This is a genomic window from Arthrobacter sp. T572, assembly GCF_056780115.1.
Map to the genome: position 1 here is coordinate 825,291 of NZ_JBRAZQ010000002.1, position 12,441 is coordinate 837,731.

Sequence of the window (12,441 nt, forward strand, 5' to 3'; positions counted from 1 at the left end):
CGGCGTGAACCACGTGAGAGTATGAAACGCATGAGCGATCTGAACAACACCCAGCCTGAGGTTGCGGCTTCGGACGACACGCCTGTAGAGGGGACAACCCTGGACCAGGACACTGCCACCTCCGGCGCCGGCCCGGCCCCGCAGGAAACTTCGGTGGAAGAAACCAAGCCCAGGGGAACCAAGCTTCAGGAACTTGTTGACGAGCCCGCGAAGGTCATGCGGATCGGCACCATGGTCCGACAGTTGCTGGAAGAGGTCAAAAGCGCGCCATTGGATGATGCCGCGCGTGGCCGGCTGGCTGAAATTCACGAACGCTCCATCAAGGAACTCGAGGACGGGCTGGCTCCCGAGCTCATCGAGGAGCTTGAGCGCATCAGCCTTCCCTTCCCTGAGGAGAAGGCTCCGTCCGACGCGGAACTGCGCATCGCCCAGGCACAGTTGGTTGGTTGGCTGGAAGGCTTGTTCCACGGCATCCAGGCGGCTATCGCCGCCCAGCAGGCGGCCCAGAGCCACGCGGCCGCACAAATGCAGCTGCGCCAGCTTCCGCCCGGCACGGTGATAGCCCCTGGCATTGTCATCGGCGAGAACGGCCAGCCCCAGCGTGCTCCGGCACCTGGGGCTGCACAGCAGGCCCGCCCGGAGGACCCCGACCACGGTCCGGGCCAGTACCTCTGAGCTGATCCGTGGGTTTCTTTGGGGCCGTCCGGCAAGGGCGGAAGGACGATCTCGAGCTCGGCAAGGGGCTTTGGCGCCGGGCCCATGACCGCTTTCACCGTGGCCTGGACCGGTACCACCAGGTACTTGAAGGCGTGGATGACGACCAGCTCTACGGAGAACTTGTGGACGTCGCCAACCAGCTGGCCGAACTGCTGCCGCGGGTCAGGGCTGTCTGTGTGGAGGCCCAGAAACGCGCTCCCAGCGATGGCCTGGATGTGCCCGGCTCCTTGGCAGGGGTGCATCGCGCGTTGTCCAAGGCCGGTAATTCACTGGCCACCACGGCAGAAGCCGCTGCGATGCTCAGGCTGGCAGTTGGCCCCGTGCCGGTAGGAGCGTTGTCCGTCCGACGGCGTGCGGAGTCGGTTTTCGAGCAAGTGTCGGATGCCGAGCGTCAACTCAACCCCTAACCCTTCGCCCTCAAGGTATGGCGCGTAAGCAACTACCAGCGTGCGCCGTTATTCCCCTATAGCAATAAGTTAAGCGGATAGCTGATTCTCGTAATATTTGGTGCTTTGAGCAACTTCATGCTGGCAGGATGGCAGACATGACTTCCTCACCAACACTTACTTTCATCGACGGCAACACCATTCCCCAGCTCGGCTACGGGGTGTGGCAGGTTGAAGACGATGTAGCCGAAAAGGTTGTCCGCCAGGCATTCGAGGCCGGCTTCCGCCACATCGACACCGCCAAGATCTACGGCAACGAGGCCGGCGTCGGCCGTGCCATTGCTTCCTCCGGTCTCTCGGCTGAGGACATCTTCATCACCACCAAGCTGTGGAACGCAGACCAGGGCTACGAGTCCACTCTTGCTGCCTTCGAGGAATCCCTGGACCGCCTCGGCCTGGAGACCCTGGACCTGTACCTGATCCACTGGCAGCAGCCCAAGCAGGACAAATACGTGGACACCTGGAAGGCCCTGATCGAGCTGCAGAAGCGCGGTCGCGTCAAGTCCATTGGTGTTTCCAACTTCACCATCGAAGGCCTGCAGCGCATCATCGATGAGACCGGCGTTGTCCCGGCCATCAACCAGATCGAGCTGCACCCGTTCTTCAACCAGTCCGAGCTGCGTGAGTTCAATGCTTCCAAGGGCATCCTGACCCAGGCATGGTCCCCGCTGGGCCAGGGCGGCGAGCTGCTCGAGAACGCTACGGTCGCCGAGATTGCCGCAAAGCATCACGCCACCCCTGCCCAGGTGGTTATCGCCTGGCACCTGGCCATCGGCAACGTGGTGATCCCCAAGTCCGTCACCGAATCCCGTATCCAGGAAAACTTCGCGGCCCTCTCCGTGAAGCTGGACGACGCTGACGTCCAGGCCATCAACGGCCTGGACCGTGGCGCCGAAGGCCGTATCGGCCCGGACCCGGCTGTCTCCGACTTCGCCTAGGCCGCAGCACGCAAGTGCCCCGCCCCAACTAAGTAGCATTTGTGCGCGTTATGAGGGCTCATAACGCGCACTTCTGCGACCTAGTTGGGGGCGGGGCACTTGTTGTTAGGGCGCCACCGGTTAAGGCACGACGGCGGCGGGCGGGTTTGCTGACTGGCCTGCGGGCTGCGGCTCCTCACCCGATGAGGGATGGGCCGCGACCGCTGCGGCGTGCTCGGCGAGAACGCCCGTCTGGTGCCTGATCTTCAGCAGGTACAGCAGCGCGCCTCCCACGGTCACGGCGGCCACGAAGATCACTCCGCCCCACTGCAGGTACCACTCGAAGGGCGGGACGGAGTTGTAGATCTCCTGCCGCGGCCAGATCAAGTTGATTGTCATGGCGCCGCCCCAGAGCACGGCCAGGATATTCACCGGCAGCCCCCACTTGCCCATGCTGAACCCGGGCTCCGAGCCGTCCGCAGTGGCAAGGGGCCACTTCTTCAGGAACCGTTTGCGCAGCAGGGGCACTGTCACCAGCAGGTAGGACAGATAGATCAGCACGATGCTGATGCTGGACAGGATGGTGAAGATCGCGGGCTGCATGACGTTGATGAGCAACGGGAGTATGGCAAGCACTCCAATGACGATTGCGGCCACGGTGGGGGTGCGGCGGACGGGATCAACCTTGCTGAGCTGCCGGCTGAAGGGCAGGTTGTTGTCCCGGGCCATGGCGAACATCATGCGGATCGCCGCTGCATGGACGGCCAGGGTGCAGACGATCACAGCGACCACAATGCACGCCAGGAACGCCTTGCCAAAAGGACCGCCCAGGACGCTGAGGACGATGTACTGGAGCCCGCCATCGGCCGCACCAACCTTGGGGTCAGTGAGGTCCGGTGCGGCAAGGATGCCGAAGAACAGGATCAACCCACCCAGGAGGAAGGAAGCGGTCACGGCCCGGATGATGGCCTTGGGGGCCGTCTTCTTGGGGTCCTTCGTCTCCTCGCCCAGGGAACTGGCCGTATCGAATCCGTACATCACGTAGCCGGAGGCCATGGCGGCGATAAGGAAGGCACCGAAGAAGCCCAGGTCGGTGCCTTCTCCAAAGCCGGCGGTATCGAAGAATACCTCGGGACCGCGCACCACATGCCAGCCAAGCGCAAGGATCAACAGCACGGCCGCAATCAGCTCAACGAAGACACCGATGCTGTTGATGCGCGTCATGAGCTTCACGCCGAAGGCGTTGATCAGCGTTGAGATGGTGATCATGATCGTCGCCAGAACCACACCGTTCATGGCGAAGTCGAACGGCCCGGTTCCGTCCCCCACGATCTGGAACCCGGACCAGAGTTGCGGGAGGGTGATCTGCAGCGCCAGTGCTACAGAACCCAGGGCCATGATGGAGGAGAGAAGCAACAGCCACCCGGCAAGCCACGACGACGTCCCCGAGGCGAGCCGCTTGGCCCAGTTATAGACAGATCCGGCCACGGGATATCGGCCCGCAAGCTCGGCAAAACAGAGGGCCACCATGAGCTGGCCGACAAAGACGATTGGCCAGGACCACGCATAGGCAGGGCCGGCCATGGAGAAGCCGAAATAGAACAGTTGAAAAACACCGGTGAGGATGGAGATGTAGCTGACGCCGGCAGCAAAGCTGGCGAACTTGCCAATGCTGCGGTCCAGGGTCTGCGTATAGCCAAACTCATCCATGCCGCTTGAATCATTACTCTTGCTGGGTTCCACTATGGACTCCTTATCAGAAAAGCAAGATGGGATCGGCCGCCCTGGGGCGCGGCGAATCAGGATTTGCTGTGGTGGTTTCCCCCAATGGAAGGGGCCCCGGAGGGCGCCCTTCTCAGGCGTACGACGGCGTGAATTCCTCCTCTTCGGTAGTAGCGGCGGCAGCGTTGGCCTCGCCACGTGCAGCCTTGATCAAATCGGCGCAGCGCTCGCCGATCATCATGACGGTGATGTTGGGGTTGACGGTCACGTGCTCCGGCATGACGGACGCATCGGCGACCCGGAGTCCGGTGACCCCCTTGACCCGCAACGCAGGATCCAAAGGTGACATGTCGTCGTCGTACGCTCCCATCCGAACGGTCCCCACCGGGTGGTAGACCGTGTTGTGGGTCTTGCGGATGTAGTCCTGCAGCTCCTCGTCGGTTTGCGCATCGATGCCGGGTGAGAGTTCCCGTCCCGTCCACTCAGCCATGGCTGGCTGGGCGGCGATCTCGCGGGCCTTGCGGATGCCGGCAACCATTACGCGCATGTCGTGGCCCTCAGGGTCAGTGAAGTAGCGAGGATCCACCATGGGCTTGTCGCGGAAGTCCCGGCTGCGCAGCCGCACGGTGCCGCGGGAGCGGGCGTGCGTGACGTTCGGGGTGAGGCTGAAGCCGTTCTCGGTGGTGGGGTAGCCGTGGCGGAGGGTGTTCATGTCGAACGGCACCGAGCCGTAATGCATCATGAGGTCGGGGCGGTCCAGTCCATCCTCCGTGGGCGTGAAGATACCGATTTCCCACCACTGGGTGGAGGTTTCCACCATGGGCCGCTTGGCCTCGAACTGCACCAGGCCCTCGGGGTGGTCCTGCAGGTTTTCGCCCACGCCGGGGGAGTCCACCAGTGCTTCAATACCGTGTTCGGCAAGGTGTGCGGCCGGGCCGATACCGGACAGCATGAGCAGCTTGGGGGAGTCGATTGCGCCGGTGGACAGGATCACCTCGTGGTTCACGGAGAGCCGGTGCGTGCGGCCAAAAGCGGAGTCCACAACATCGACGCCGGTGCAGCGCTTGTCCGCGTCGAACGCCAGTTGCCGGGCCCTCAAACCGGTCAGGAGGGTGAAGTTGGGCCGGTCGATAATCGGGTGGATGTAGGACACTGAGCTGGAGGAGCGCGTGCCGTCCGCCCGGCGGTTGATCTGGAAGAAGTTCGCTCCATTGATGACCGTGGCGCCCGTGTTGAACTTCGCGCGGGGTATGCCCGACTGTTCGCAGGCGTCCAGCAACGCTACGCCGGCAGGATCGGCTGGAGGGACGTTCATGAGGTGTACAGGACCCGAGTTGCCGTGGTGCGGGGCATCCGGACCGGCGTCTTCGTTGGTTTCCAACCGCTTGTACAGCGGCCAGGCGGCATCGGCGTTCCATCCCGTTGCCCCGTACTTGGATTCCCATTCATCCAGGTCCTCGCGGGGAGCCCAGAAGGCGATGCAGGAGTTGTGGCTGGAGCAGCCGCCCATGACCTTGGCACGGGCGTGGCGCATGAAGGAATTGCCGTTTTCCTGCGGTTCGATCGGGTAGTCCCAGTCATAGCCCGATTCAAGGAGTTCCATCCAGCGGTCCAGCTGCAGGATTTCGGGCAGGTTGCGGTCGTCCGGGCCCGCTTCAACGAGCGCGACCGTGACCTCCGGATCCTCGCTCAGCCGGGCGGCTACCGCTGCCCCGGCGGACCCGCCGCCGATCACGATGTAGTCGAAAGAGCGCTCGCCGAGGTTCTCGATGTTGTCGAAGTGCATCTAGTTCTCCTTGCCGTGGTCAGCGAACCAACCAGTGACCTGGGGGTTGGTGTTCTGGTAGATGTGCTTGGCTTCCTGATACTCGGCCAGTCCGGTGGGGCCGAGCTCCCGGCCCACTCCCGATGCGCCGAACCCGCCCCACTCCGCCTGGGGGAGGTAGGGGTGGTAGTCGTTGATCCAGATCGTGCCGTGGCGCAGCCTGCCTGCCACGCGCTGTGCCTTTCCGGCATCCTGCGTCCAGACTGCTCCGGCCAGTCCGTAGATGGTGTCGTTGGCGATGGCCACGGCCTCGTCCTCGGTGTTGAAGGTCTCCACCGTCACCACCGGGCCGAACGCCTCATCGGTGACCACGGACATTCCCCGGGTGACGCGGTCCAGGATGGTCGGCTGGTAGTAGAACCCGGCGTCGTACTTTCCGCCTTCAGGTGCGGAACCGCCGGTCCTCAGCCGCGCGCCTTCTGCGATCCCGCGCTGGACGTACTCGTGCACTTTGTCCCGGTGTTCGGCGGAGATCAGCGGGCCGGTTTCGGCGTCCTCGTCGAACGGGCCGCCCAAGCGGATCGCCTGGGCGCGGCGCACCAGCTCGTCCACAAAGCGTTCGGCGATGGACTCCTCCACCACCAGCCGGGCACCTGCCGAGCAGACCTGGCCTGAGTGGAGGAAGGCGCCGTTGAGGGCGTTGTCGACGGCGGCATCGAAGTCCGCGTCAGCGAAGACAACGTTGGGGTTCTTGCCGCCGAGTTCCAGCGCGACCTTCTTGACAGTTGCGGCGGCGGCAGCGGCGATGCTCTTGCCGGTTTCCAGGCCACCGGTGAAGGAGACGAGGTCGACGTCGGGATGTTCCGTCAGCGGTGCGCCCACCTTGCGTCCGGGTCCGGTGACGAGGTTCGCGACGCCGTCGGGCAGGCCCAGGTCCTTCATGAGCTGCATGCACAGGATGCTGGTGGACGGAGTCAATTCGGCCGGCTTGAGGACGAAGGTGCAGCCGGCCGCCAAGGCCGGGGCGATCTTCCATGCGGCCTGGAGCAGGGGGTAGTTCCACGGCGTGATGAGGCCGCACACGCCTACGGGTTCATAGGCAATCCTGCTGACGATATCGGGATTCCCGGCGTCAACCACGCGGCCCGGTTGCTGGCCCGCGAGCCGGCCAAAGTACTCGAAGCAGGCTGCGATGTCGTCGATGTCGATGCGGCTCTCCACGATCCGCTTTCCCGTGTCCAGCGACTCGGCGCGGGCGAACTTTTCGCGGTGTTCGCGAAGTCCGGCTGCGACTTTCAAGAGGAACGTCCCGCGCTCCGGGGCAGGTGTTCCGGACCAGACTCCGGAGTCGAACGCGGCGCGGGCCGCGGCAATGGCGCGTTCGGCGTCTTCCTTGCCACCTTCTGACACTGTGGCGACCACTTCACCGTCTGCCGGATTGCGGATCTCCCGTGCGGCACCGGAGGCGGCCGCCTCCCATGAGCCGTTGATGAAGAGCGTGGATGCTGTTGTTGACATGGTTCTCCCTCGGTAGTGGGTGCCAATGCCCGGCTGAGAGCGTGGGCTGGGGTGTTGACGTCCCGCGCGTCCCTGAATGTGGGCACGGCACAGCTGCGCCTGGTGGGGCCGTTGCTGTGGGGCGGGTATTGCTGCGCGGCCGTCGTGTGGTGCGGCGCGATCCCGGCCTGCGTAGTGAAACGTTGCCGGGAGGTGGGTGGTGCTTTCGCTAAGAGCCAGGAACGAGTGTGTCGTAGGTCATAGAAAGACAGTAGAGCACTTTGAACGATCGTTCAAGGGTTTTGAAGCGAGATATATCAATCTGCCGGTTTGTGACCTGCGGGGCTTGCTGGTGCTACTGGGCGTCCCGGGCCGGAGCGAAGGCGATTTCTTCCGTGCGGGCGATGCTTCGCTGGATGGCGGCCTTGTCGATGCCCAGGAGGGACGTCAACCACATGCCGTTCTGGATCACGACAATGTCCGCACCGCGATCCCGGCACTCTTCCCAGGAAAGTTTTGGATTGGCATTGGAGACCAGGGTGGCGAGGCCGTCGATGTACCGGTCGAACGCGGCTGCGTTGATTTCGGCGTAGCCTTCGTCAGCCTGCGCCAAGGCCCACAGGTGTAGACGCAGGGACAAGTATCCGGTGGTCAGCAGATCCGCGCCGGCCACGCGGCGGAGGGCCCGGCGGAGTTGTTCCTGGGGGTCGGTGGCCGGGTCCACGGCCACCAGCAGGAGATCGTGCTCGTCAACGCGTCGGAGCGCGGCCCGGATCAGGGTCGTTTTGTCGTCAAAGTAGTAGTTGACCAGACCCAACGCGACGCCGGCTTCACGCGCCACAGCACGCATGCTCACGCCTGAAATGCCGTGCCGGGAGAGCAGCTCCATCGCCGCGTCAAGGATGCGGGACTGCTTGTCGAGCTGACCACCGGAGTTCAACGTATTCGTCCCCATGTGGCAACCCTATTGCCAAAGGGGTGGGAGGTGCACTTTGGGTTACCGGCTATTCACCGCGTTTGCCGGGTCTCGCCCCGGGACCACAACCGACCCAGCCGCGCCTATAGTCTGTCCTGAGACCCCTGATCCAGTGGCCAGGGCCAACCGAACGGAGCGCGAGCAGTGCTGTTTGACCCCTTGGAGCGGCAAATCGTTGCGGCCCTGCAGCTGGATCCGCGCTGCCCGTGGCGCAAGATGGCAGCTGTCCTGGGGGAAGCCGAGCGGACTGTTGCCCGTCGCGGTGCCCAGCTCCTTGAGTCCGGCGCCGTGGCGGTGGTCGGGGTGAGGCCGCGCCCGGCCGCGGTGCTCGTGGAAATGCGCTGCAACCCGGGAACGGTCCGTGCCGCGGCCCAGGCTTTGGCGCAGCGCCACGACACGACGTTCGTCTACACCACCACCGGCACGGGGGACTGCGTGGCGGAGATCCTCACCGATCCGAACCGGATGGGCGACGTGCTGTCCGACGAACTTCCCTCCACCATCGGCTTGCGGGATTCCACGAGCTACCCCGTCCTGCGGTACTTTCGTACGATCCGCGGTTGGCGTCCGGAGGTCCTTAGCGCGGAGCGGGCAGAAGCGCTCCGTTCGGTCCTGACCCAGGACGCCGGCATCCTGGAAGCCCAACAGCAACTGAACCGCCAGGATACCGAACTGGTCGATGCCCTGTGCGTGGACGGCCGGATGAGCTTCGAGGCCCTGGGCCGGCGGGTGGGGGTGTCCGAGGCTACTGCCCGGCGCCGCAGTGAATGGCTTCTGTCCAACAACCAGGTCCAGTTGAGGGCAGTGGTTGAACCGGCTGCCTTTGGGCTGGCTGTTGAGGCGTTGTTGTGGATCCGGGCCTCGCCGCAGCACGTGGAGCAGCTCGGAAAAAGCCTGGCCGAGCTGCCCACGGTCCGTTATGCCGCGGCCATCGCCGGTGATTACCAGATCGTTGCGGACGTCACCGTGGGGGACATGTCAGCCCTGTACCGCTTCATTACCGCCTCGGATTGGGCACAGTTCGCTGCCGGGGTGGACGTGTCCATCCTCCTCGATGCCCGCAAGCGCGGCGGGCGGATCACGCGGTCGTAAGTGCCACCGTCGTGGTGGAACCGGTAGCGTCAACAGCAGGTTCGACGGCGGCGTACCCCGTCTGCTGCTCGAACGCCCGGCCCCAGCGAAGCAGCTGCATGTCCGAGTAGTGGTTGCCGGCCAACTGCAGTCCGATCGGCAGTCCGGCGGAGCTGAATCCGGCGGGAACGCTCAGCACGGGAAGGCCGGTGGCAGAAAGGACGCAGGCCGAACGCATCCAGTCGAGGTAGGTCTCCGACTCCACCCCTGCCACCGAGGCCGGGTACCGCAGGGCGGCATCGAACGGCAGTACCTGTGCACAGGGGCTCGCGAACATGTCATAGCGTCCAAAGAACTCCTGCACACCGAGCTCCAGCCGGGTCCTGGCAGCGGCTGTTTCAATCAGGTCCTTGGCCGTCAATGCCAGGCCCTTGTTCACGTTCCAGTGGACTTCGGGCTTGATGACGTCCCCGGCACGCTCCAGGATCGGGCCCAGCCCGGCGGCGAAATCCATGGCCCGGGTGTTCCCGAAGACGAGGTCTGCCTCACTGAAATCCGGTGAAGCTTCTTCCACGATCGCCCCAAGGTCCTCAAATACCGCCAGTTGCCGTTCCAGATGTTCCAGGATTTCGGGTTCCACGGGAATGCCGATCCCAAAATCCCGGGACCAGCCAATCCGCACGCCACGCATGTCCGTGTCCAATGAGGACCGGAAAACCTCGGGGTCCAGGCCTGCGGGGTGCGGAACCCTGGCATCCGGCCCTGCGGTGACGGACATGAACAGCGCGATGTCCTCCACTGTGCGCGCCATCGGCCCGGTCCGGCCCAGCCACGCGTAGGCGTTGACGTCGGACGGCATGGGGATGACCGCCGTCGACGGCCTGAAGCCCACCACGTTGCAGAAGGAGGCCGGGATGCGGAGGCTGCCGCCCATGTCGCTGCCGTCGCCGATGCTTTGGATGCGGGAAGCAACGACGGCGGCAACCCCGCCGCTGCTGCCGCCGGCGCTCAACGTGGGCGCATAGGGGTTGGTGGTGGTTCCGAAGAGGTCGTTGAAAGTGTGCGAACCGGCGCCGAACTCGGGGACGTTGGACTTGCCCGTGGTCACCACGCCGGCTGACTTCAGGCGCGCAATGATGAGGTCGTCCGTGCCGGGCACGAAGTCCCGCAGGGCCAGGGACCCCTGCGTGGTACGCATACCTGCGGTGTTGTTGGTGTCCTTGTGGGTCATGGGCAGTCCGTGCAGCGGGGGCAGGTCCGCTCCGGAGGCAGTCAGTTGGTCTGCATGGTGCGCCAACGCCTGGGCACCTTCCGGATCCAGCGTCACCACGGCGTTGATGACCGGGTTGACTTCCGAGATGCGGTCCAGATGGGCGGCCAGGGCCTCCCGCGCTGAAATCCGCTTCGCGCGGATGGCGGCGGTGAGTTCGACGGCGGACAGCCCGCCAATGGTGTCAGGCATGGTGCTCCTTTGCTGGGTGTACTGCGTGAAAGTGTGCCCGGTCACACAACACGGGTGGAAGCATGCGGCCGGGCAAAGTCGCAGTTTGACTGATTCGGCCACGGAGTTGGCTGATTCCGTCAACCATTGTTTGTGATCAGGCTCATAGTCAAAGCTGTTCTCAACCCGATGGCCGATTCGGTCCTCGGGCAGGATTCCCCAGACGCATGCCGTGCTGTTCAGCACACGCCGTACAACGAGGTTCGAAAAAATGCCTGCTTCTGGGCTTCACCGGGAGGTTCCCATGCACCAACCCTTCGCACCACAGCCGCTCGCTGCCGACTCCGCCGATATCCTGGCCATCGCCAACAATCCTGTCCTCTGGATCTGCGTGGCCGGCGTCTTCGGCGTCATCATCATCCAATCCGTCATCTTCATGAAAGCGGCCCGCAAAGCCGCCCCTTCCGTGGACATGAGCACCCAGGACATCAGGACGTCGTTCCGCTCCGGTGCCGTGTCCGCGATCGGACCCTCCCTGGCGGTCTCCCTGGTGGCGATCGCCCTCCTGGGCCTCTTCGGAGCCCCGGCAGTGCTCTCCCGCATCGGCTTGATCGGCTCCGCGGCGTACGACGTTTCCGCCGCGGGCATCGCAGCCGGTTCGATGGGCGCCAAGCTCGGCGACGCGAGCTACACCCAGAGCGTTTTCGCGGTGGCGTTCTTCGCGATGAGCATCGGCGGTGCCATGTGGATGCTGGCCACGTTGATCCTTACCCCAATCCTGCGCAAGGGCGATGCCAAGATCCGGTCCGTGAATCCCGCAGCCATGGCCATCGTTCCGGCCGCTGCGTTGATCGGTGCCTTTTCCTGCCTCGGCCTCACTGAGCTGCCCAAGTCCACCATCCACGTCCTGTCCTTCGCAGTCTCAGCAGCCGTCATGGGCCTGTGCCTTTTCCTGGCCAGGAAGCTCGGCAAAAGCTGGCTGCGTGAGTGGGGCCTGGGCTTCTCGATCGTGATCGGCCTGGGTGCTGCCTTTGCCGCCGCCGGTCCTGCCGTGGGCGCCTAAGGCAACCAGCCGCCGTCGTCCTTCACTCGAGAAAACCCAGGCACTGAAAGGAACACCTCCCATGTCTTCCCTGACTTCCACACCCGCAACAACAACCGGCACGGCGATGGCCGACTTCAACCGGACCACCTCCCGCTGGGGACAAATCACCATGATCGGCGGCCTGCTGGTCTCCGTGGCAGGACCGCTGTACCTGGTCTTCGGCACCGGGCTGGACATTGGTCCCGCCCAGTTGTGGATCGCCTTCGCCGCAGTGGCGGCCACCTTCGGCATCATCTGGATCGTCGAACCCCTGACGTACTACCCGATCCTGGGGCCGGCGGCCATGTACCAGGCGTTCATGATCGGCAACATCTCCAACAAGCTCCTTCCGGCGGCATTGATCGCCCAAACCAACATCGGTGCAAAGCCAGGCAGCAAGCGGGCCGAACTCGCCGCCGTCGTTGCCATCTGCGGTGCCGCCGTGGTGCACCTGGTCTCGCTGGCGATCTTCGTGGGACTGCTGGGCAGCTGGCTGATCAGCGTTATTCCGCCGTCAGTCCTGACGGTCACCCGCCTGTATGTCCTGCCCACGGTCCTGGGTGCGGTCCTGGTGCAGGCGATCGTGTCCATGAAGCAGCCGCGCACCACCGTATTCGCCCTGCTCGTATCCGCCGTCGTGGTGTTCGTGGTCCTGCCGCTGGTGCCATCGCTCGCCATGGTGTCCACGGCCATCGCGGTTCTCGGCACCATCCTGCTGGCGTGGTTCTTCCGCGGCAAGCAGGTCAGCGAGGCCAAACCGATCCACATCGAGTAGAGCGCCGCCCCGATCAGACCCCGCACGCAC

The 12,441-nt window shown here is 64.4% G+C and carries 11 protein-coding genes; 6 read left to right on the forward strand and 5 right to left on the reverse strand.

Going from position 1 to position 12,441, the window contains the following annotated elements:
- The first annotated feature begins 30 nt into the window (after window positions 1–30).
- From ACUYMZ_RS05060 to ACUYMZ_RS05070, 3 genes are all read left to right on the forward strand, one after another.
- Window positions 31–675 (forward strand): bacterial proteasome activator family protein, encoded by a 645-nt coding sequence (locus tag ACUYMZ_RS05060; protein ID WP_442424850.1) that lies wholly within the window; start codon window positions 31–33, stop codon window positions 673–675.
- 8 nt (window positions 676–683) lie between these two features.
- Window positions 684–1,124 (forward strand): hypothetical protein, encoded by a 441-nt coding sequence (locus tag ACUYMZ_RS05065; RefSeq protein WP_426006034.1) that lies wholly within the window; start codon window positions 684–686, stop codon window positions 1,122–1,124.
- Window positions 1,125–1,261: 137 nt separating this feature from the next.
- Window positions 1,262–2,101 (forward strand): aldo/keto reductase, encoded by an 840-nt coding sequence (locus ACUYMZ_RS05070; protein ID WP_481602312.1) that lies wholly within the window; start codon window positions 1,262–1,264, stop codon window positions 2,099–2,101.
- A gap of 120 nt (window positions 2,102–2,221) precedes the next feature.
- Here ACUYMZ_RS05070 and ACUYMZ_RS05075 read toward each other — a convergent pair whose 3' ends face one another.
- The 4 genes from ACUYMZ_RS05075 to ACUYMZ_RS05090 all read right to left on the reverse strand — a co-directional run bounded on the left by ACUYMZ_RS05075 (window position 2,222) and on the right by ACUYMZ_RS05090 (window position 8,019).
- Entirely contained in the window at window positions 2,222–3,790 is a 1,569-nt protein-coding gene (locus ACUYMZ_RS05075; protein WP_426007483.1) for an APC family permease, read from the reverse strand.
- A gap of 145 nt (window positions 3,791–3,935) precedes the next feature.
- A complete protein-coding gene (locus ACUYMZ_RS05080; protein ID WP_481602313.1) occupies window positions 3,936–5,588 on the reverse strand; it encodes a GMC family oxidoreductase in 1,653 nt (550 codons plus the stop codon).
- Window positions 5,589–7,085 (reverse strand): aldehyde dehydrogenase family protein, encoded by a 1,497-nt coding sequence (locus tag ACUYMZ_RS05085; RefSeq protein WP_481602314.1) that lies wholly within the window; start codon window positions 7,083–7,085, stop codon window positions 5,589–5,591.
- 334 nt (window positions 7,086–7,419) lie between these two features.
- Window positions 7,420–8,019, reverse strand: coding sequence for a TetR/AcrR family transcriptional regulator (locus ACUYMZ_RS05090; protein ID WP_481602315.1), 600 nt, complete (start codon window positions 8,017–8,019; stop codon window positions 7,420–7,422).
- 165 nt (window positions 8,020–8,184) lie between these two features.
- Here ACUYMZ_RS05090 and ACUYMZ_RS05095 point away from each other — a divergent pair, with 165 nt between their 5' ends.
- Window positions 8,185–9,132: an AsnC family transcriptional regulator gene (locus tag ACUYMZ_RS05095; RefSeq protein ID WP_481602316.1), complete on the forward strand. Its 948-nt coding sequence runs from the start codon at window positions 8,185–8,187 to the stop codon at window positions 9,130–9,132.
- Here ACUYMZ_RS05095 and ACUYMZ_RS05100 read toward each other — a convergent pair.
- Entirely contained in the window at window positions 9,119–10,573 is a 1,455-nt protein-coding gene (locus ACUYMZ_RS05100; RefSeq protein ID WP_481602317.1) for an amidase, read from the reverse strand. The two genes, ACUYMZ_RS05095 and ACUYMZ_RS05100, sit on opposite strands and share 14 nt — an antisense overlap.
- Before the next feature lie 283 nt (window positions 10,574–10,856).
- Between ACUYMZ_RS05100 and ACUYMZ_RS05105 the strand changes: the two genes are divergently transcribed.
- Both ACUYMZ_RS05105 and ACUYMZ_RS05110 read left to right on the forward strand, forming a co-directional pair.
- Window positions 10,857–11,615 (forward strand): DUF5058 family protein, encoded by a 759-nt coding sequence (locus ACUYMZ_RS05105; RefSeq protein ID WP_426006053.1) that lies wholly within the window; start codon window positions 10,857–10,859, stop codon window positions 11,613–11,615.
- Between the two features lie 61 nt (window positions 11,616–11,676).
- Window positions 11,677–12,411 (forward strand): hypothetical protein, encoded by a 735-nt coding sequence (locus ACUYMZ_RS05110; RefSeq protein ID WP_426006054.1) that lies wholly within the window; start codon window positions 11,677–11,679, stop codon window positions 12,409–12,411.
- Window positions 12,412–12,441: the final 30 nt, after the last annotated feature.